The following is a 21,028-nucleotide window of genomic DNA, read 5'->3' on the forward strand; positions in this document are numbered from 1 at the left end:
CGATCGGTGATACCCGGCACGGACCGGACGCACGCGGATGTGCGTGAAACGAAAAGCTGAAGACGACCGGCAGGGTGCCGAATGGGAGCGTGACGGGTGCTTTTCCGCCGCCCGGTTGACGTCCCGCTGGAGGCACGGCCGCGATGGTCCTGGTCGACGAGGTGCTCTACGAGAGTGACCGCACCCTCGTGACGCGCCGGGTCACCGCCGGGGTCGTGGTCAAGCGACTGCGCGGGCCCGGCGCGGAGGCGCGAGCCCGGCACGAGCGCGCGATGCTGACCCGGGCGGCCGGCGTACCGGGCGTGCCGGCGCTGGCCGAGAGCGGCGACGACGACACACTGGTGCTGGTGGACCCGGGCGGCGGCCGGACGCTCGGCGCCGCGCTCGCGGACGGCCCGCTGCCGGTGACGGACGCGCTCCGGCTCGCCACCGGGCTGGCCGGGACGCTGGCCGGACTGCATCGGCGCGGGCTGCTGCACCGCGACATCACACCGGCGAACGTGTTGCTCGGCCCGGACGGCACCACCACGCTGATCGACTTCGGACTGGCCACCGCGCAGGTGGAAGGGCCGGACGCGGGCCGGCTGATCGGCACGCTCGCCTACGTGGCGCCGGAGCAGACCGGGCGCACCGGGCGGGGTGTGGATCAGCGGGCCGACCTGTACGGGCTGGGCGCCACGCTGTATGCCGCGCTGACCGGCCAGGCCCCGTTCCCGGAGGACGACCCGCTGCGGCTGGTGCACGCCATCCTGGTCGCGGTGCCGGAGGAACCGGCCGTACGGAACGAGAACGTGCCGATCGTGCTCTCCGCGATCGTGATGCGCCTGCTGGAGAAGGAGCCGGACCATCGCTACCAGAGCGCGGAAGGGCTGGCGCACGACCTGGACCGGGTCGCGGCCCGCCGGCTCACCGGCTTCACGCTCGGCGAGCGAGACTTCCCGGCGCGACTGGTCGCACCGCCGCGCCCGGTCGGCCGGGCCGCGGAGCTGGCGGCGCTGCGCACGGCCGTGACCACGGGCGTGCCGCTGGTGACGATCGGCGGCCCGCCCGGGATCGGCCGGAGCAGCCTGCTCGCCGAGATCCGGCCGCTGGCCGAGGACGCGGGTGCGCGGTTCGTCAGCGGGCGATGCGATTCGCGGCTGGCCGGCGGCGACGGCGACGGGCTGCGCGAGGCGTTCCGCGCGCTCGGCGGGCTGCTGCTGACCGAGCCGGAGACGGTGCTGGCCGCGACGCGGGACCGGCTGCGGGAGGGAACGGGCGAGAACGCGCCGCTGATCACGACGCTGGTGCCGGAGTTCGGGCTGATCCTGGGCCTCGATCCGGGGCCGGAGCCGGGGGCGGTCGATCCCGCGCAGGTGGAGAACCGGCTGGTGCAGACGACGGCCGCGGTGCTACGGGCGGTGGCCTCCCCCGCGTACCCGCTGGTGCTCGCGCTCGACGACGTCGATCTGGCGCCGCAGATCGCGGCCCGCTCGATCGAGGCGGTGGTGGCCGCGGATCCGGTCCCGGGCGTGACGCTGGTGGTCACGCACCGCGCCGTGGGCCCGGTGTTCGCCGAGGCCGGCGGCGACGCGCTCCGGCTGCGGCTCGGCGGGCTGACGCCGGACGCGGTCACCCGGTTGATCACGGAGGTCCTGCGCGCGCCGGTGGCTGACCCGGCCGGTCTCGCCGCCGCCGTGCACGAACGCACCGGCGGGCACCCCGCGGAGACACTGGCGCTGCTCAACGAGCTGCGGGCGACCGGGACGCTGCGGATCGGCACGGACGGCTGGACCTGGGACGCGGACGCGCTGCGCCGGCACCTCGGCGAGGGCGACGCGGGGGAACGGTTGGCGACCCGGATCCGCGCGCTGCCCGAACCGGCTCAGGAGTTGCTGACCGCGACTGTCTGCCTGGGTGGCGACGCCGCACCGGAGCTGCTCGGCGCCGTGAGCGGGCGGCCGGCCGGCGCGGTGCTGGACGCGCTGGCACCCGCGCTGGACGACGGGCTGGCCGCGTTCGCCGGCGAGTCCGTGCGGATCCCGCACGAACGGGTGCGGGACGCGCTGCGCCACGGCGCGGTCGTGGCCCGAACCGGGATCGCGCGGCGGCTGGCGGCCAGCCCCGCGTACCGGCCGGCGGCAGCCGCGCTGCTGCTCGATGCGGAGCCGCTGACCGGCGCGGACGACCGCGCGCTGGCCGGGCCGCTGTTCGCGGAGGCGGCGGCCGCGCTGCGGATTCTCGACCCGGAACGCACCGAGCGGTTCCTGTCCGCGGCGCTGCGCGTGGACGGCGGCACCGACCGGAACGCGCTGCTGATGCTGCACGTCGAGCGGCACGCCGCGCTCTGCCGGCTGGGACGGTCGACCGAGGCCGACGAGGAGTACCGGTACATCGAGACCAACTGCCCGGACCCGATCGGCCGGGTGCCCAGCGCATGCGTGCAGATCGGCTCACTGAACGGCCGCGTCCGGTTCGCGGACGCGCTGGACCTGGGCAGCGACCTGCTCGGCCGGATCGGGGTGCCGGTCGTGCGCGAGCCCGGGGAGCTGCGCGCGCTGGCCGACACCGGTATGGCGCGGCTGGCCGAGTGGGCGGCGGCACTGCCGGAGACCGGCGACCCCCGCCCGGAGAACCGGGATCGCGCGCATCAGGCCCGGGCCCGGCTGATCAGCGCGCTGCTGCCGAACGCGCTGGTGGCCGGCCCGATGGTGATGGCATGGCTGCAGACGACCGCGCACCGGCTGTGGACCGCCGACGGCCCCGCGGCGTGGCTGGCCGGGCCGGTCGCGGCGAGCGGGTTCGGGCTGATCGCGGCGCGCGGCGACTACCACAGCGGCTACCGCATCGCCCGGCACCTGCTGGCCGAGGCGGAGCGGCGCGGATGGGAGCGGTCCGCGGCGGAACTGCGGTTCATCCTGGTCTCGTGGACCGGGCACTGGCACGAACGGCTGGAGGACGTGCTGCCGGTCGCGCGGGCCGCGTTCACCGGGCTGACCCGCGCGGGTGCGACCACCCAGGCCGGGCTGGCGTGCAGCGGGCTGGCCGCCTACGTGCTCGACTCGGGCTCGCTGGAAGCACTGGAGGAGCAGGTCACCGGCGCGCTGCGGTATGCGCGGCGCACCGGGCACGCGCAGGCCGGGCTGATCCAGACCGCCTACCGGCAGTTCGTACGGGCGATGCAGGGCCGGACCCGCACGCCGGGCGGGTTCACCGACGACGGGTTCGACGAGGTCGCGCACCTGGCCACGGTGGCCGGTAACCCGCCGGCCGCACACACCGCGTACGCGCTGCGCGGGCTCGCCGCGCTGATCGCCGGCGACGACGAGGCGGCCCGGGCCGCGGTCGCGGAGGCCGCGGCACGGATCGACCGGAACCCCGGCTTCTACCTGGTCACCACGACCACCGTGCTGTGCGTACTGACCGGCGTGGACCTCGACCGGGCCGCCGGGTGGCTGGCGGCGCGCGCGGAGAGTGCACCCGGCAACTTCTCCCACCTGGCCTCGCTGGCCGAGGCGGAGCGCGCCCGCCGGGACGGCGACCGGTGGACCGCCACCGTGGCCTACGACCGGGCGCTGCGCGAGGTGAGCCGCCGGCGGCGCCCCTGGCACTACGCGGTCATCGCGGAGCGGGCGAGCGCGTTCCAGCTGGCCGAGGGCAACGAATACGCCGGGAACGGGCTGCTGCGGCTGGCCCGGGACGGGTACGCGGCGTGGGGCGCGACCGCGAAGGTCCGCGCGCTGGAGGCCGCGCACCAGTGGCTGCGCGGCCGGCCGGCCGAGTCGAGCCGGTCGGTGAGCAGCACCGGTGGACTGGACAACTCCGACCTCGACCTGCTCGGCGTGCTGGACGCGGCCCGCACGCTCAGCTCGGAGACCCGCGTCGACGCGCTGCGCGAACGCGTCGACGAGGTGCTGCGCGCGCTGACCGGCGCGACCGACGTGCTGCTGGTCGCCTCCGGCACGGACGCCGGCCCGCGTTCGGTGATCCGGTACGTGCAGCGCACGCACGCGGCCGTGGTGAGCGAGGACGCGGTGCGCGACGATCGGTTCGCGCGCGACGAGTACTTCGCGGGCGTGTCCCAGTGCGCGCTGCTGGCGCTGCCGGTGGTGACGCGCGGCGAGAACCGCGCGGTGCTGATCCTGGAGAACCGCAGCAGCCGCAACGCGTTCACCGCGGACCGGCTGGACGCGGTCCGGCTGGTCACCGGCCAGCTCGCCGTGTCGCTGGAGAACGCACAGCTGTACGCGTCGCTGGAGGCGAAGATCGCGGACCGGACGCGCGAGCTGGAGGAGGCGAACGCGCGGCTGGAGCAGCTCGCGGTGACCGACCCGCTGACCGGGCTGACCAACCGCCGCCGGCTGGACGCGCTGCTGACGGCCGAGTGGCGGCGGGCGGCGCGGCCGCGGCACCCGCTCTCGGTCGCGATGATCGACATCGATCACTTCAAGGGGTACAACGACCACTACGGCCACCAGGGCGGCGACCGCTGCCTGGCCACGGTTGCCGCGACCGTGGCCGCACACGTGCGCTCCACCGACCACGTGGCCCGCTACGGCGGCGAGGAGTTCTGCATCATCCTGCCGGAGACACCGCTCGCCGACGCACTGGTCGTGGCGGAACGGGTACGGTCCGCGGTGGAGGCACTCCACGAGCCGCATGCACTCGCACCGAACGGCATCGTCACGGTCAGCATCGGCGTGGCGGCCGCGCTCCCCCGCCCGGACGGCGACGTGGACACGCTGGTGAAGGCCGCGGACGAATGTCTCTACACCGCCAAACGCGCGGGCCGGAACAGGGTCTCCACGGACTGACAGAGATCCGATAGTGGTGTAAGGGCCGGTAGCGGCCTTGTGTGACGAGGTTTGACGCACCGGGTATCAACTCACTGGTTTCGTCCGGGTACGGTCCACTTCGTGTCCGACACCCCGCAGCGCGAGATCGCCGGCCGCTATCGACTCCTCCGCCCCCTCGGCCAGGGCGCCATGGGCCGTGTCTGGCTGGCACGCGACGAGATGCTGCAACGCGACGTCGCGCTCAAGGAGATCGTGCCCCCGGCCGGGCTGACCGGCGACGAGGTGCAGGAGCTCCGGGAGCGCGCGCTGCGCGAGGCACGCGCGATCGCGAAGGTCAGCCAGAGCAACGTGGTCCGCATCTTCGACGTGCTCCGCACGGGCGAGGAGCCGTGGATCGTGATGGAGTACGTCAACTCCACCTCGCTGCAGAAGGAGATCGCGACGAACGGGCCGATCACGCCGGCCCGCGCGGCGGAGATCGGGCTCCGGGTTCTGGGCGCGCTGCGGGCCGCTCACGCGGTCGGCGTGCTGCACCGCGACATCAAGCCGGCCAACGTGCTGCTCGGCGCGGACGGCCGGGTGGTGCTCACCGACTTCGGCCTGGCCACCGCGACCGACGACCCGGGCATGACGCGCACCGGCGTGGTGATGGGCTCACCGGCGTACCTCGCACCGGAGCGGGCCACCGGCGGGCAGGTCGGCGCGGCCGCGGACCTGTGGTCGCTTGGTGCCTCGCTGTACGCGGCCGTGGAGGGCCGCGCGCCGTACACCCGGCCGTCCTCGATAGCCACGCTGGCGGCGCTCGCCACCGAGCTGCCGCCGATGCCACAGAACGCCGGCCCGCTGCTGCCGGCGCTGGAGGGCCTGCTGCGCCGCGACCCGGCACGCCGGGTGGACGCGTTCGAGGCCGAGCGCCTGCTCCGGCACGCGCTGTCCGGCGCTCCCGCGCACGCCGGTTCCGGCATGCCGTCCGGCACCTGGGCCAACCCGGACGCGGCCGCGTCCGGTGGGAACAGCGCCGCGCACCAGCAGGCCGTGCCGGTCGGCACGCTGTCGCAAGCCCGGCACCGGCACGTGGTCGGCGGTCCGACCACGGTGCTGCCGTCCGCGACCACCCGCCCGGACGGCGGACCGACCGTGGAGATCCCGCCCGCGCCGTCCGTGCCGCTGCCCGGCTTCGGCGGCCCGCCGGCGCGTTCCCGCGGCGAGAACGGCTCGCTCTACCTGCTGATCGGCGCGCTCGTGGTAGTGCTGATCCTCGCGATCGTGCTCGGCATGCGCGTGTTCTACCCGTCGAACAGCGGCGGCAACATCAGGAACGAGCCGGACTTCACGCTGCCCACCCTCGCCACGTCCACGTCGCGGACGCCCACCGCCGCGCCGACGCCCACGCCGTCCCGGACCCGGAGCGCGCCGCCGTCGCCGACCCCGCCCGCGCCCACGTCCGCCGCGCCGCAGGTGATCACGCCGGTCGCCGCGGACCGCTCGCTGGTCAACGTGGGCAGCAACCGGTGCTTCGCGGTCGCCGGCAGCAACCCGGCCGCCACCGAGCCGATCCACATCTGGGACTGCGACGGCACGCCGGGCACCAAGTTCACGCTGCCCGGCACCGGCGCGCTGCAGGTGCTCGGCAACTGCATACAGGCGGACAGCCCGACCGTCGGCAGCCAGCTGCACATCGCGCCGTGCACCGGCGAGCTGTCCCAGACGTTCGGCCTCAGCGGGGGCGGCGACCTGATCAGCATCCAGAGCGGCAAGTGCCTGGACGTGACCGGCGGCATCTTCGCCAACGGCACGCCGGTACAGCTCTACGAGTGCAACGGCACGCCGGCGCAGAAGTGGTTGCTCAGCTGAGCGGCTCGTCAGCCCGCCACCGCCGCTCGAAGACGATGCGGTGGCGGTCGCCGGGCAGCACGTTGACCGTGCACTGCACCGGGCGGTCGTCCGCGGTGTAACCGGTGTCGTAGTGCAGTGCGACCGGCGTGCCCGGCCCCAGCCCGAGTCGGCGGATCTCGTCCGGCGTGGGCATACGGACGAAGATCTCGTCGACCGCGCGCTCCTGCCGGTGGCCCAGGCCGGCCAGTACCTCGTCGGTGCCGCGCGGGATGTAGGCCGGTGACATGATCTCCGAGTCCTTGACCAGGTCCAGCGGGAAGTGCGAGTCGTTGATGTTGACCGGCTCGCCGTTGATGAACCGCACCCGCCGCCGGATCACGACGGCGGTGCCCACGTCGACCCGTAGCCGCTCCGCCAGGTCCGGTGCGGCCTGCACCAGCGCGACCTCGATGTGCATGCTCGGCACCCGGCCCTCGTCGCTGATCTGCTGCGAGAACCGGTCCATCGTGGACCGGGACGGCATCGGCCGGGACTTCTCCTGCGGGCGGTAGAGCATCCGCTCCCACTCGCGCACGAAGTATCCGTGCGGCCGGCGTGCCACGATCAGCCCCTCGGCGACGAGCACGCCGAGCCCGCTGCGCACGGTCTGCCGTACCACGCCGAACTCCTCGGCGATCTCGTGCTCGGTGGGCAGCCGCACGCCGGGCGCCAGCTCACCGGACGCGATCTTGTCCCGATAGACGGCGGCGATCCGCCGATAGGTCGGCTCCATGCCCCTCCCCACATCGTCCAGACAATCTAAACCACAGCCTCTTTTCCCACGTCCGGCGTGGTGGCGTTCCGAGTGCTCCCGCGAGCACCGGTCCCGCGGTGGTCCCGCACACCTTGACCAGTTGCACTATATTGTCTAGTCAATCTAGTTTTGGAGGTGCACCGTGCACGCAGGAGAGATGACGGACGACCTGGCCACGCTGGTCGCGGTGGAGTCGCCGTCGACGGACGACGAGGCGCTGGCGGTCAGCGCGCGGGTGGTCGCCGCGCTCGGCACCCGGCTACTCGGCACCGCGCCGCAGCGGCACGGCCCCCACCTGGTCTGGCGGCACGGGCCGACCACGGTGCTGGTCGCCGGCCATCACGACACGGTCTGGCCGGTCGGCACGCTGGCCCGGTGGCCGTTCACGATCGACGGCGACCGCGCGACCGGCCCCGGCTGCTTCGACATGAAGGCCGGCCTGGTCCAGCTGTTCCACGGCCTGGCCACGCTGCCGTCGCTGGACGGCGTCACGGTGCTGGTCAACGCGGACGAGGAGATCGGCTCGACCGGCTCGCGCGGGCTGATCGACGAGGCCGTTACCGGCGCCCGGGCCGCGCTGATCTGCGAGCCGAGCGCGACCGGCGGCGCGCTGAAGACCGCGCGCAAGGGGATCGGCCGCTGGCGCGTCGAGGTCACCGGGCGCGCGGCCCACGCCGGGCTGGAGCCGCATCTCGGGGTGAACGCGGCCGTCGAGCTGGCACACCAGACGCTCGCCGTGGCCGCGCTCGGCCGCGGCGACACCACCGTCACACCGACCCTGGCCGACGCCGGGACCAGCGACAACACGGTACCGGCCGGTGCGGCGCTGACGATCGACATGCGCGGGTTCGACCCGGCGGAGTTCACCCGGGTGGAGACGGCGCTGCACGACCTTCGCCCGGTGCTGCCGGGCGCCGCGATCACGGTGACCGGCGGCGTGTCCCGGCCGCCGATGCCGCCGGACGCGTCCGCGGCACTGCACCGGCTGGCACACGTCGCGGCCGCGCGGCTCGGGCAGCCCGCGCTGCCGGGCGTGGCGGTGGGCGGCGCGTCGGACGGCAACCTGACCGCCGCGCGCGGCGTGCCGACGCTGGACGGGCTGGGCGCGGTCGGCGGGAACGCGCACGCGGAGGGCGAGTGGGTCGATCTCGCGGCGATGCCGGGACGGGCCGCGCTGCTGGCCGCGCTGATCACGCAGATCCGGAGCGCCTGACCGTCCGCCCACTATGCAGTGACACAGCGTGCCGTCACGTACGGTGGCGAAAATACTTTTTGGACGCCGATTGAACTAAGGCACACCCGTTTTCGTTTTCCTGGCGGATTCGGCCTAGAGAGGGTTCCCCGCTGTGCCTCAGATGAGCCTCCGGACACTGACCGATGTCGGCCGCGGCGCCACCGGCATCGTCCTCACAGGACTCGCGATCGTCACGTTGGTCGCCGCCACCATCAGCTGGGGCGTCGCGATCGCCGCCGACGACGACCTCACCGGCCGCACGGTCGACGACCGGCAACTCGCCGCCGTCCTCAGCGCCGCGCACTCCTGCCCGATGCTCTCCTCACACCGGCTCGCCGGGCAGCTGATGGCCGAGTCCGGCCTGAACGCGGCCGCGACCGGCACCGAGTCCGGCGGCTCCGGACTGGCCGGGCTGACCGACGAGGACTGGAAGAAGTGGGCGCCGTGGCCTGGCGCCGCCCGCACCGACACGTACGCGTCCGTGCTCGCGATGGCGCACAAGATGTGCTCGCTCAGCGGCGAACTGCGGCAGGCCGGCCTCTCCGGTGACGCGTGGCGGCTGTCGCTCGCCGCGTACCGGTCCGGCTCGGCCGCGGTCGTGGCCGCGAAGGACGTGCCCGAGGCGGCCGCCGGCTACGTCGACCGCGCCAGCGGGTACGCGTCCTACTACGAGAAGCTTCCCCAGTTCGGCCGCGCCGGCGCACCGCTCGCCGAGGACGCCTCGGCCACGCCCGAGGCGAAGCCGCTCCCGGAGGAGTACGTCAGGCTGGTCGCCGCCGCGGGCACGCGCTGCCCGGAGATCTCGGCCGCGACCGTGGCCGCCCAGCTGATGGCCGGCTCCGGGTTCGACCCGAACCACCTCGGCGCCGCCGGCCGGGAGGGCATCGCCCAGTTCCGCAGCGACGTCTGGGAGCGGTACGGCCCGCGCGGCTCCGTGTGGGACCCGGCCATCGCCATCCCCGCGGTCGGCACCGCGCTGTGCATCCTGACGGCCGAGCTGAGCGGCGTCGAGGGCGACCCGTACATGCTGGCGCTCGCCGCGTTCAACTCCGGACCGGACACGGTCCGCCGCGCCGGTGGCATCCCGGACGCGGTGACCCGCGCGCACCTGCAGAAGGTCACCGACTACACGTCCTTCTACGGACTCGACACCCGGATCGGCGGCAAGCCCGCAGCCGCCGGCCCGTCCGCGTCGGCGTCCGCGCCCGCCTCGCCCGGCCCGTCCGGCTCGGCGAGCCCGGGCGCGTCCGGTTCCGCGTCCCCGTCCGCCGGGTCCGCCGCGTCGGCGGCCGCCGCTCCGGGCGCACCCGACGCGGCACCGGCCAAGCCGGTCAGCTTCAGCTACCCGAGCTTCGGTGGCACCAGCGGGCTGCGGCTCAACGGCGCCGCGAAGGTCACCGGCGGCAAGCTGGCCCTGACCAGAGCCACCAGTCAGGTCGGCAGCGCGTACTCGACCACCGCGATCGACCCGGCCAAGTCGTTCAGCACCTCGTTCACCGCGGTGATCAGCCAGCCCACCGACGGCATGGCGTTCCTGCTGCAGAGCGCCGGCGCGGGCGCCATCGCGGCCGGCACCGGCGAGTCGATGGGGTACAGCGGGATCAGCCCGAGCGTCGCGGTCGAGTTCGACACCTGGGACAACAGCGGCAGCGGGCACGGCGACCCGGCCGGGCAGCAGCACATCGGCATCATGTCCAACGGCAACGTCAAGACCCACCTGGCCTGGGCCGACCCGCGCTTCGACATGCGCTTCGGCCAGGCGTTCCACGTGTGGATCGACTACGACGCCGGCGCGAAGCGGCTCTCCGTCTTCGCCAGCCAGAGCACCGGCAAGCCGGGCTCGCCGATGGTCAGCCACACCATCGACCTGGGCAAGAAGTTCGGCGGCGCCACGGTCTACGCCGGGTTCGCCGGCGCGACCGGCAACACCAACCTGACCGACTCCAGCGAGTCGGTCACGAAGTGGACGTTCACCGGAAAGTAGGGCTGTGACCGGCCCGTCGGCGTGCCATCATCGTCGGCGTGCCGGTCACTCGCCGTACCGTCGTCAGATCCGCTCTTCTGGCGGGCGCGGCCGCCGGCTTCGGTGGCTGCGCCCGGCCGGACGCGTCCGCGGCCCCGGGCAGGTGGGTGCACCCGTCCGGCTCCCCCGCCGCGCCTCTCTCCGCCGCCCCCGCCTCGCCCAGCCCCGCGGCCTCCGATCCCGCGTTCGATGCCGAGCTCGAAGCGATTCTGACCACGCACCTGTCGCCGACCCGCGACAACCCCGGCCATCCCGGGTACGCCGGGGCGGTCGCGCTGGCCTGGCGGGACGGGCTGCCGCTGGCGAGCGCCACGGTCGGTGACGCGCTCCGGTACCGCGCCGGGCCGGTCGAGCTGCCGGCCGCCGACCGCGTCCCGATGCGCCCCGACTCGGTCTTCGACCTCGCGTCGATCACCAAGGTCTTCACCGCGGTGCTCACGCTGCGCCTGGCCGACGCCGGCACGCTGGACCTGGACGCACCGCTGACCCGGTTCCTGCCCGAGTTCCCCGCGCCCGGCGTGACCGCCGCGATGCTGCTCACCCACACCGGCGGCATGCCGGTCTCGCCGTCGAGCCCGCGCGGCTTCCTGACCACCCCGCCGGTGGCCGCGCCCGGCACCGTGTTCCGCTACTCCGGCGTGGGCCCGATGGTGCTCGGCCGGCTGATCGAGAAGCAGACCGGGATGCGGCTGGACCGGGCACTGCGCGAACACGTCACCGGCCCGCTCGGCCTCACCGCCACCGGCTACCTGCCCCTGGACTGGGTCACCGACGTGGACCGGATCGCGGCCACCGACGCCCGCTCGTCCCGCGGCCTGCTCCGCGGCGAGGTCCACGACGACATCAGCGCCACCCTCGGCGGCGTAGCCGGGCACGCCGGCATCTTCGCCACCGCCGCCGACGTCGCCGTACTGGGCCAGGTGCTGCTGGACGGCGGCACGTACCGCGGCACCCGGCTGCTCTCCACGTCGATCGTGGCACGCATGCTGACCAACGCGAACGCGGGCGTGCCGCTCGCCCCCGGCGAACGCCCCGGCCGCACCGCGGACTACGGCCTCGGCGTGGTGATGAACCAGCCATGGTTCATGGGCTCGCTGTCGTCACCCGGCGCTTTCGGCCACACCGGCTTCACCGGCACGTCCCTGCTCGTCGACCCGGTCCGGCGCACGGTGGTCGTGCTGCTCACCAACCGCGCCCATCCGAACTGGAACTGGGCCGAGCCCGACCCGTACCGCGTCGCCGTCCACGACGCGGTCGCCGGTTTCATTTCCTGACGCCCGGGTACGAATATCCAGGTAGACAGATGAACGTGACGATGCCGGAGAGGTGAATCATTCGATGGCAGGCAACGAGCACGAGGTCAACCGCAGCACCAAGAGCGGCCGTTTCGTCAAGCAGAGCACGGCCGACCGTTCCCCCGACACCACGGTGACCGAACACGTCGGCGGCGACTCCGACGGCGGCGACCGCGAGGTCAACCGCAGCGCCGCCACCGGCCGCTTCGTCCGCGAGACAACCGCCGAACTGCACCCGGCCACCACCGAGACCCAGCGAGTCTAGCTCCGCTCGGGAGCAGGGCGCGGGCCGAATCTCGGCCCGCGCCCTTTCGCATTCGCATACTTCCCTCGGGTAAGTATGCGATCAGCCATATCGCCGACTCACTTCACCAATGCAGGTGTGTCCTGCACTCCCGTCCCGGGACCAGCGGTTGGAGCTTGCCATTCTCGAGCGCGCCGAGTCGGCGCTGCAACGCAGCGCCGACATCGACTCCGGTGGGGTCGCGAGTCCCTGACCGGCAGGCTGTGGTGCTGGTGATCCGCGTGCTTTGCACGCCACCACGGGCGGGCCGATGCCCGGGATGACCTTCCATCCGGGTGGAATCGAAGATCCAGGTGTCGTCGTGACCGCTTCGCGCGGATCGAAGCAGCCGGCAGCGGCGTGCAGATCTCGCACCGCACCACCGAGCCGGCGACCGCCGCACCCCACGCCCGAAATATCGCGATATCGGGGACGAGGCGTCCGGCGACTCTCCGCCGGCCCGGCGCGAAGGCGGCGCCGCCAGCGCCGAGTGATCAATCAGTGGTACGAAAAGGAGATCAAATATCGAAGTTGATCGCCATTTTGTACCACTGATTGATCACTCAGCCGGGCAGGCGGGATTCCCGCGGACACGGACACCCGAAGGCAGAGCCAGATATGGCGACATTTCGCACGCGGCTTCGCACGCGCTCCGAAGCAGCCACTGCGTGCGCCGCGCTACGCCGTCTGACGCTGCGCTTCGCGCGTTCGTGTGGTGCCCGGCACGCCCGCGCCAGGCCGGGTGTCGTGCCTTCCGGCCGGGTCGCGCCTCCAAGCCGGGTCGGGTATCCGGGCCGGGTCAGGTCCCCGTGGGGGGGCGCGAATCCCTGGCCGGCGCAGATGCCGTCCCATGCGGTTCGGCGGGCAGGGAACAGATGCGGTGGGGCGCTTCGCAGAACCCCGGCCAGAGTCCGTAATCAACTTAAGCTGGGTGTCATTGGACCGGTGCCCGCGGGAGCATGCGGAAATGAAACCGCCGGAAGCGGGTATATCAATGGCCACAAAAGCGAATCCCCTGAGCGATTCACTCAGGGGATTTTCGATGGTGCGCCGCGTAGGACTTGAACCTACAACCCGCGGATTAAGAGTCCGCTGCTCTGCCAGTTGAGCTAGCGGCGCTCGTCGGCAACGGAGAGAACACTAGCACGGGCTTACCGCGGTCTTCCAATCGGTTGGCGGGGTGTGGTCTACGCAACGTGACGGGACGCGGCGGCGATGCGAGGGTGGCGATCGTCGGGCAGGATGGGGCGGGTGTCTCGGCAGGTCAGCGGATCAACCGCCCCGAGACACGCCCATGGCGGGACAAATATGCATAAAGGACGGGTCGGATGAGGCGTACCGCGTTGGTGGCGGCGCTGGCGATCATGATGCCCCTGGCGCTGGCGGCGTGTGGGAGTGACGACGAGACGGCGGCGGAGGCCGCGCTGCCGTCTGCCGCGCCTCCGCCGCCGGTCGCGACGTCGAGCGCGCCGGCGGTGCCGCTGGCACTGGAGATCACGCCGAAGGACAAGGCGAAGAACCAGCCGGCGAGCGTGGAGATCGGGACGGCGGTGGCCGGCGGCACGGTGGAGACGGTGAAGGTCGTCGACGGCGCCGGCAAGGAGGTCGCGGGCGAGATGCGGGCGGACGGCAGCTCCTGGGTGCCGGCGAAGACGCTGGCGTTCAACGCGTCCTACACCGCGACCGTGACCGCGAAGAGCGAGGCCGGTGAGTCGATCACGCGGACCACCAGCTTCTCGACGATGGGCCGGCCCGGCAAGGAGACCGGCACCGGGCTGTACCTGTTCGACGACCGGAAGTACGGCGTGGCGATGCCGGTGGTGGTCGAGTTCATCCCGGGCGTGCCGGAGAGCCACCGGGCCGCGGTGGAGAAGCGGCTGTTCGTGGAGACCGACCCGCCGCAGCCGGGCGTGTGGTCCTGGGTGAAGGGCGGCGACCAGGCGTACTACCGGGCGCCGGAGTTCTGGCAGCCGGGCACGAAGCTGACCGTGCGGATAGGGATCGGCGGGCTGGAGACCGCGCCCGGCACCTACGGCAACGAGGACCGGACCGCGACCGCGGAGATCGGCCGGAAGCTCGAGATGCGGGTCGACAACTCCGACAAGCAGATGAAGGTGTACGAGGACGGCAAGCTCACCCGGACGCTGCCGGTGAGCCTCGGCAAGCCGAAGATGCCGTCGGCCAGCGGCGTGATGGTCGTGATGGAGAAGAAGGAAGCGACCGTCTTCGACACGTACGAGCAGTTCGGCCCGGAGGAGGGCTATCGGGTCGACGTGGAGTTCGCGCAGCGGCTGACCTGGACCGGCCAGATGATCCACGCGGCGCCCTGGTCGAACGCCTCGCAGGGCCGGGAGAACGTCTCGCACGGCTGCGTCAACGTCTCCCAGGAGGGCGGTGAGTGGCTGTTCGGCAAGACGCTGATCGGCGATCCGGTCACCGTCACCGGCACCGGCGTGAAGCTGGACGAGGGCAACGGCTGGACCGCGTGGAACGTCAGCTGGGAGCAGTTCATCAAGGGCTCCGCACTGCCGATTCCGGACAATCTGCGGAACGTCACACCGTCGCCCACGAACAGTCCGTCGTAAGTCTCGGCGAGGCGACCAGCGACCATGACATTGAGTAACTGGTCGCCTCACCATTAAGTTGCGGTTACGACGATCGGTTCGTCCTTTCGGCTCTGTGTGATCATGTCGCCTGCGGGTACCGTTACGGGCCTGGCGGGCAGTGCGACCGTGCACTCCAGCCACCCGAAGGGTCCGGGTGCCTTCACGCGTCTCCTCTGCGCGGGGTGCAACCAGGGCCCGTCGTTCCACGTGTTCAGTGCGGCAGGTGGAGTCGGGATCGAGACCTGGGGTTAGGGGAAAATGCACGCTACCCGTTCCGAGCGGGCACCGTGGGGTGTGCCCGGCTCACGCATACGCCGGCGCGCTTTCGGCGCGCTCGTTCTCGCCGGAGTGATCGGCTTCGGCAGTGCCTGCAGCGGTGGTGACTCGTCGCCCACCTGGCAGAGCAATGACGCCGGCGCCTCCGCGGGCCCGGCCGCCACCACGGAGAGCCCGGCACCGATCGGCGCGACGCTCAAGTCGCCGGCCGAGGGCAGCAAGAACGCACCGATCACCACGGACATCTCGTTCGACCTGGTCAACGCGGTCTCCGGCGCGGTCGTGGTGAAGAACGCGAAGGGCGAGCCGGTCCCGGGCAAGCTGTCCGAGGACGGCAAGACCTGGGCGCCGGACAAGAAGCTGTCGTACGGCACGACGTACACCATCGAATACACCGGCACCGACGCGTCCGGCCGGACCGGGTCGACGACCGGCACGTTCACCACCATGGGCGAGCCGAAGAACACGGTTCGCACGGTCAGCTTCATGGGCGAGGGCGCGACGGTCGGCGTGGGCATGCCGCTGATGCTGTCGTTCAGCCGGGAGATCCCGGAGGAGTACCGCGCCGAGGTGGAGAAGCACCTCACGGTCGTCTCCGACCCGCCGCAGGAGGGCACCTGGGGCTGGCTGAGCGCCGACTCCATCCAGTTCCGCCCGGCGGAGTACTGGAAGGCCGGCACGAAGATCACCTACGGTGTCGACCACGCCGGCGTGGAGATGGGCAAGGGCTGGTACGGCAAGACCGACTACGAGGTCAACGTCACGATCGGCTCCCAGTTCATCATGGAGGTCGACAACAAGACCAAGCACATGACGGTGATCAAGGACGGCAAGAAGGTCAAGGACATCCCGGTCAGCCTCGGCCAGCCGAAGTTCCCCTCGGTCAGCGGCACCATGCTGATCATGGAGAAGCTCCGTAAGACGACCTTCGACACGTACGGCCAGTTCAGCGACGAGGACGCGTACCGCGTCGACGTCGAGTACGCCCAGCGCGTCACCTGGGGCGGCCAGTTCATCCACGCCGCGCCCTGGTCCAACGCGTCGCAGGGCCGGGAGAACGTCTCGCACGGCTGTGTCAACGTCTCCCAGGAAGCCGGCAAGTGGCTGTTCGAGCAGACCAAGCTCGGCGACCCACTGATCGTCAAGAACACCGGCGTCCCGTTGGTCAACGGCGACGGCTGGACCGTCTGGAACATGAGCTACGACGACTTCAAGGGCCTCAGCGCGCTCTGATCCGTCGAGGGGCCCCGCCGCGCATCCGCGGCGGGGCCTTCTCACATCCCGGCATACCCGCTCCTGGGGAGCAGGGTTCCGCCTGCTCCCGCGGGCTACGGTCGTCGCCGGCGCTCCCCCCGCACGATCCGTGGCCGCACGGACCAAACCGATTGGAGCCGCGCCGGGAGGCCGTGCTAACGTTCCCTCCGTTGCCGACGAGCGCCGCTAGCTCAACTGGCAGAGCAGCGGACTCTTAATCCGCGGGTTGTAGGTTCAAGTCCTACGCGGCGCACATAAACGAAAGGCCCCGACCGTCCGGTCGGGGCCTTCTCCGTTCCCGGGGGCTACTTCAGGTAGCCGTAGTTGTCGCAGGTGCGGCGCTGCTCGACGCAGTTCTTCGTGCGCTTGTTCATGGTGTCGACGTCCCACATCACGAACGCGTCGCCGTGCATGGAGGAGGAACTGCGGACGTCCTTGTCGGAGGCGAGGTAGTAGCCGGCCTGGCTGCCCTGGACGCCGTACTGGATGTCGAACGTGATCGCGGGGATCTTCACCGGGTGGCTGGCCGGGCAGGCGTTGTCCCAGCCGTACGCGACGTGGTCCTTGTGGTTCGGGCTGTCCAGGTGCTTGCCGTCCCAGCAGTCCGGGAACTGCAGGATGAAGTGCAGGTAGGCCTGCTTCTCACAGATCGGCCAGTTGCCGTTGGTGCTGCGCGCCACGCCGTCCGCGTCGTGACCTGGCTCCCAGTAGGCGCAGTAGAACTGGCCGGTGGCGCCGCGCGGCGTCGGCACCTTCTTCTTCGCGTCCCCGGCGATCATGCGCAGGCCGTTCGGCATCGGCAGCTGGCCGGCCGAGTCGTTCATCAGCGACCGGTAGTAGACCCGGAACCCGGTCGGTTCGGCCGCCTTGTTCGTCCCGGCGTCGTAGAGCGTCGGCACCCAGTACGACGAGTGGTCCTGCTTCGGCTCGCACGTGGTCGCGGTGAACCGCACCAGATCATCCGCGACGGTCCCGGCGTCGACGCCCTCGTTGCCGAAGAACGAGTGCATGTGCGACGCACCGGGCAGCCCCGGCGCGACGATCGGGTCGTCCGGCAGCGAGTGGCTGTACTCGCAGTCGGCCCGGAACTCCGCCAGGTTGCCGACGCTGGCCGGCGCGGGCTCGTACGACAGCTTCTCGTACGCGGCGACCTGTGCCTTCCACGCCGCCTGATCCACCGCGATCCAGCCGGTCTTCGGCACCACCGGCTCCGGCGCGGCCGCCGCCGCCTTCGACGGCGACGCCGCGGACGGCGACACGGACGCCGAGGCGGATGCGGACACGGACGGCGACGCGCTCGCCGGCCCGGACGGGCCGGCCACGGCCGACGGCGGCACCGCGACCGCCGCACCCGCCGGGTCCGGCTCCGCCGCCGCGTCCGCGAGGGACACGGCCGCGGCCGCGACCGCGATCACGACGACGGCCACCCCGGCACCACCGGCGGCCAGATTCCGCTTGTTCACGGCGAGTCGCCGCAGGAAGCCGGCACGCGGCGCAAGATCAGACACGGATCACTCCCACCGAAGGACAGGACGAGCTGCCGCGGATGGTAGGCGCTCCCGGCCCGTACCCGTTAGGCCTTTGGACCCAGAACCACCCGGGCAAAGAAAACGAGGCCGGTCCGGAAGGACCAGCCTCGATTCATGGGGTGATCGACGGGACTCGAACCCGCGACCCCCGGGACCACAACCCGGTGCTCTACCAGCTGAGCTACGACCACCATGCGTCTCCACCCGGACCGACCGGCCCGTGTGGGGTGCTGACCAATGATAGCCATACCCCTCCGGGGGCGGTCGAGCGGGTTACCTCAAAGCTGTGCGGCGATGGCCTTGGCGGTCTCGACGTCCGGGCCGGGGGCCGGGACGAAGATGGCGCGGCGGTAATACTCCAGCTCGCGGATGCTCTCCCGGATGTCGGCGAGCGCGCGGTGGGACAGGCCCTTGGCGGGCTGACCGAAGTACGTACGCGGGAACCAGCGGCGGGCCAGTTCCTTGATCGAGGAGACGTCGATCATGCGGTAGTGCAGGTGGGCGTCGAGGCGGCGCATGTCGCGGGCGAGGAAGCCGCGGTCGGTCGCGATCGAGTTGCCGCACAGCGGCGCGGAGCGCGGATCCGGCACGAACTGGGTGACGTAGTCCATGATCATGTCTTCGGCCTCGGCCATCGTGACCGTGGAGGCGCGGACCTCCTCGGTGAGGCCGGACTTCGCGTGCATGTCGCGGACCACGTCCGGCATGCTCGCCAGCGCGGCGTCGTCGGCGTGGATCACCACGTCGACGCCCTCGCCGAGCACCTGAAGGTTGGGGTCGGTCACCAGGGCCGCTACCTCGATCAGGGCGTCCTTGCCCAGATCCAGCCCGGTCATCTCGCAGTCCACCCACACCAGAAGATCAGCCACGACGACAGCCTACGCGCAGCACTGCGTCACCGGCGCAGCGTGAGGCAGAGATTCCGGCTTCCCGCACGGCGCACGCGCTATAGCAGATCACCGTCTAGATGGACAGATCTGGTCGGATACCGCCTAAATCACTAAACTGTCTCTTATCCCCGCAATACCGCACCGTTCCCCCGGTGAAGCGGCCCTCCACCCCCGTGGAGGGCCGCTCGACGTGCCGGCCTAGCGCGCCGGACGCACCTCGTCGTCGGCCGCCTTCCGGCGTCGCCCGGCCCGCGGAGCGGGAGCCGCAAGATCAAGGGCACCATCCACCGGTACGGCCGACGCCTCCCCGGGTCCGGCCACCGATCCCCCCGCCGCTCCACCGTCACGATCCGCGGCCGGCCGGGCCGCCGGCGCACCGCCGCTCCCCCGCCGGCCCGCACCCGCGTCCCCGTCGGCCGCCACCGGCTCCACGACCTTGGCCGGCACCTTCCGCCGCGGCTGCCGCTTGACCGGCGCACCGTCCACCGGCGCACCGTCCACCGGCGCCACATCCACCGGCGCCACATCCACTGGTGCCGAACCCGCCGGTGCCGCGGACCGGACCAACGCCGAACCGGCGTTGGTGGCGCGCTTGGCGGGCGTCTTCCCGGCCGACGCAGCCGGCGCCTTCGCCATATTCGCCGCCGACGCCTTCGCGCCACCCGGGTTCCGTGCCTTCCCGGTCTCCGCGGCCGATGCCTTCGCTCGTTTCCGCGGCGCGGCGACGATCTCCGCGGTGTCGGGCTCATCGGGTCCGGCAGCCGCGGTACCCTCAACCGCCGTGGCCGGTCCCGGAACGGCGGCCGGTCCCCCGGCCGGCACCGGCGCGGCAGCCGGCATCGTGGTCGCGGGCCCGGCCGATGCCCCGCCCGAAGCAGCGTCGACCGCGGTCACCACGGATCGTCCGCGCACATCGGGGCAGGGAACGCCGGCCCGGATCGGCGGTTTGGTGTCCCCGGCCGGGTCCCGGGTCAACGGCGGCCAGGTCAACTGCGGCGTGACCGGCGGCCGCGCCGCGGGCCGGGCTTTCGTTCCCGCCATGGCACCGGCGCCGCCCTCTTCGGTCGCCCCCGCGCGCGCCGCATGAGTCACGACCGCTGCCGGCGCGGCCGGCCCCACTCCGCGTTCCGGCCGCGACGCGTCCGCTAGCGTGGCCGGCCGCACGTCAGCCGAACCCTCTCCGGCTCCCGTGTCAGCCGGCGCACCCGCGGACCCCGCGTCAGCCGGCGCATCCCCGGACCGCACGTCAGCCAGCGCACCCGCGGACCCCGCGTCAGCCGACGCACTCGCGGACCGCGCGTCAGCCGACCGGTCCGCGCGGCGGCGGGGCCGGCTGGTGATGCGGGTGACCAGCCGGTCGTCGTCGTTGGCCGCGTGGATGACCGAGGCGTGTGCGCCGAGCCGGGCCGCGACGTCCGGCAGCCGGTCCGGTTCGACGACGTAGACCAGTTCGCGGGGCCGGGACGGCCAGACGAGCGCGATCATCCCGCCGATGATCAGCAGCAGGCCGCCGCCGAGGCCGCCCCACGTCACGGCCATGAGCCAGGTGGGGCGGAGTTCCGCGGTGATCGCGACCGTACCGGCGGGCCGGCCGTTCGGGGTCATGACGACCAGCGCCAGGTCGCGGTTGCGGATCTCGCCGGCGGTCCAGGTCAGGCCGCCGATGCCGGAGCGGGTCCAGAAGTCCTGGCGGGCCGGGTCCGCGACCGGGGTGCGGGAGCCGGCGATCGTGCCGGCCCGGACCGGCAGCGGGCCGCGGGTGAGCGCGATCTGCTCCACCCGGGTGTGGCGGGCGGACCGCAGGTAGGTGGTGACCTCGGCGGCCGGTGCCAGGCCGACGAACGCGGGGCCCTCGTCGGTCGCGGCGGCGATCCGGATCCGGGTGTCGCCGGCCCGGGCGAAGGCGGCGTCGCGCCGGAGCAGGCCGTCGAGGTCCGCGACGAGCAGTGCCTGGCCGGGTACGTCGACCGGCTCGAGGTCGGCCCGGAACGCGCCGTCGGCGTCCCGGTGCTGGCCCACCGTCCACAGCCCGCCGGCGGTGAGCAGGAGCGGCAGTCCCGCGGTGAGCAGCAGTGTCCCGACGATCAGACGGATGATGCGCATCGGCTTCCCCCTTTGCCCGTTATCGGACCATACAGAGCGAAACGTCGGAATAAGTCGTATCGACACGGCTCGGATGTCCGGGAAAACCGGGGAAACGCGGCGGCCCGGCCCCACCACGGGACCGGGCCGCC

General features: G+C 72.4%; 12 protein-coding genes and 3 tRNA genes. 9 read left to right on the forward strand and 6 right to left on the reverse strand.

Annotation, left to right across the window (positions count from 1 at the left end; genetic code table 11):
• Nucleotides 1–143: 143 nt before the first annotated feature.
• Together J2S42_RS15890 and J2S42_RS15895 are read left to right on the forward strand one after the other, a co-directional pair.
• Nucleotides 144–4,793 carry a diguanylate cyclase gene (locus J2S42_RS15890; RefSeq protein ID WP_307239928.1) on the forward strand — a complete coding sequence of 1,550 codons (4,650 nt, stop codon included), beginning with the start codon at nt 144–146 and terminating at the stop codon, nt 4,791–4,793.
• A gap of 102 nt (nt 4,794–4,895) precedes the next feature.
• Complete coding sequence (locus J2S42_RS15895) at nt 4,896–6,629, forward strand: serine/threonine protein kinase (protein ID WP_307239930.1); 1,734 nt, start codon at nt 4,896–4,898, stop codon at nt 6,627–6,629.
• Here J2S42_RS15895 and J2S42_RS15900 read toward each other — a convergent pair.
• The gene (locus J2S42_RS15900) at nt 6,622–7,383 is read right to left on the reverse strand and encodes a GntR family transcriptional regulator (RefSeq protein ID WP_307239932.1); all 762 of its coding nucleotides are present in this window, start codon (nt 7,381–7,383) and stop codon (nt 6,622–6,624) included. The two genes, J2S42_RS15895 and J2S42_RS15900, sit on opposite strands and share 8 nt — an antisense overlap.
• A gap of 163 nt (nt 7,384–7,546) precedes the next feature.
• On the opposite strand from J2S42_RS15900, the gene J2S42_RS15905 reads away from it, so the two are divergent.
• From J2S42_RS15905 to J2S42_RS15920, 4 genes are all read left to right on the forward strand, one after another.
• Complete coding sequence (locus J2S42_RS15905; RefSeq protein WP_307239934.1) at nt 7,547–8,617, forward strand: M20 family metallopeptidase; 1,071 nt, start codon at nt 7,547–7,549, stop codon at nt 8,615–8,617.
• 142 nt (nt 8,618–8,759) lie between these two features.
• Nucleotides 8,760–10,622 (forward strand): lectin-like domain-containing protein, encoded by a 1,863-nt coding sequence (locus tag J2S42_RS15910; protein WP_307239936.1) that lies wholly within the window; start codon nt 8,760–8,762, stop codon nt 10,620–10,622.
• A gap of 38 nt (nt 10,623–10,660) precedes the next feature.
• Nucleotides 10,661–11,935, forward strand: a complete 1,275-nt coding sequence (locus J2S42_RS15915; protein ID WP_307239939.1) for a serine hydrolase domain-containing protein — start codon at nt 10,661–10,663, stop codon at nt 11,933–11,935.
• 64 nt (nt 11,936–11,999) lie between these two features.
• A complete protein-coding gene (locus J2S42_RS15920; protein ID WP_307239941.1) occupies nt 12,000–12,221 on the forward strand; it encodes a hypothetical protein in 222 nt (73 codons plus the stop codon).
• 1,061 nt (nt 12,222–13,282) lie between these two features.
• Here J2S42_RS15920 and J2S42_RS15925 read toward each other — a convergent pair.
• A tRNA-Lys gene (locus J2S42_RS15925) sits at nt 13,283–13,358 on the reverse strand.
• A gap of 209 nt (nt 13,359–13,567) precedes the next feature.
• Here J2S42_RS15925 and J2S42_RS15930 point away from each other — a divergent pair.
• From J2S42_RS15930 to J2S42_RS15940, 3 genes are all read left to right on the forward strand, one after another.
• Nucleotides 13,568–14,824: a L,D-transpeptidase gene (locus tag J2S42_RS15930; RefSeq protein WP_307239943.1), complete on the forward strand. Its 1,257-nt coding sequence runs from the start codon at nt 13,568–13,570 to the stop codon at nt 14,822–14,824.
• A 279-nt stretch (nt 14,825–15,103) separates the two neighbouring features.
• Nucleotides 15,104–16,354, forward strand: coding sequence for a L,D-transpeptidase (locus J2S42_RS15935; protein ID WP_307239945.1), 1,251 nt, complete (start codon nt 15,104–15,106; stop codon nt 16,352–16,354).
• Nucleotides 16,355–16,555: 201 nt separating this feature from the next.
• Nucleotides 16,556–16,628: transfer RNA gene (locus J2S42_RS15940), tRNA-Lys, on the forward strand.
• A 52-nt stretch (nt 16,629–16,680) separates the two neighbouring features.
• Here the strand turns inward: J2S42_RS15940 and J2S42_RS15945 are convergent.
• From J2S42_RS15945 to J2S42_RS15960, 4 genes are all read right to left on the reverse strand, one after another.
• The gene (locus tag J2S42_RS15945) at nt 16,681–17,883 is read right to left on the reverse strand and encodes a DUF1996 domain-containing protein (protein WP_307239947.1); all 1,203 of its coding nucleotides are present in this window, start codon (nt 17,881–17,883) and stop codon (nt 16,681–16,683) included.
• Between the two features lie 136 nt (nt 17,884–18,019).
• Nucleotides 18,020–18,095: transfer RNA gene (locus J2S42_RS15950), tRNA-His, on the reverse strand.
• A gap of 87 nt (nt 18,096–18,182) precedes the next feature.
• The gene (gene orn, locus J2S42_RS15955) at nt 18,183–18,773 is read right to left on the reverse strand and encodes an oligoribonuclease (protein WP_307239949.1); all 591 of its coding nucleotides are present in this window, start codon (nt 18,771–18,773) and stop codon (nt 18,183–18,185) included.
• Nucleotides 18,774–18,992: 219 nt separating this feature from the next.
• Nucleotides 18,993–20,897 (reverse strand): hypothetical protein, encoded by a 1,905-nt coding sequence (locus J2S42_RS15960; protein ID WP_307239951.1) that lies wholly within the window; start codon nt 20,895–20,897, stop codon nt 18,993–18,995.
• Nucleotides 20,898–21,028 lie beyond the last annotated feature (131 nt).

The organism is Catenuloplanes indicus, assembly GCF_030813715.1.
Lineage (GTDB): Bacteria > Actinomycetota > Actinomycetes > Mycobacteriales > Micromonosporaceae > Catenuloplanes > Catenuloplanes indicus.

Bases quoted from the DNA above. Each gene is read 5' to 3' on its own strand.
- J2S42_RS15890 (WP_307239928.1), top strand. From the start codon at position 144: ATGGTCCTGGTCGACGAGGTGCTCTACGAGAGTGACCGCACCCTCGTG.
- J2S42_RS15900 (WP_307239932.1), bottom strand. From the start codon at position 7,383: ATGGAGCCGACCTATCGGCGGATCGCCGCCGTCTATCGGGACAAGATC.
- J2S42_RS15910 (WP_307239936.1), top strand. From the start codon at position 8,760: ATGAGCCTCCGGACACTGACCGATGTCGGCCGCGGCGCCACCGGCATC.
- J2S42_RS15920 (WP_307239941.1), top strand. From the start codon at position 12,000: ATGGCAGGCAACGAGCACGAGGTCAACCGCAGCACCAAGAGCGGCCGT.
- J2S42_RS15930 (WP_307239943.1), top strand. From the start codon at position 13,568: ATGAGGCGTACCGCGTTGGTGGCGGCGCTGGCGATCATGATGCCCCTG.
- J2S42_RS15935 (WP_307239945.1), top strand. From the start codon at position 15,104: ATGCACGCTACCCGTTCCGAGCGGGCACCGTGGGGTGTGCCCGGCTCA.
- J2S42_RS15960 (WP_307239951.1), bottom strand. From the start codon at position 20,897: ATGCGCATCATCCGTCTGATCGTCGGGACACTGCTGCTCACCGCGGGA.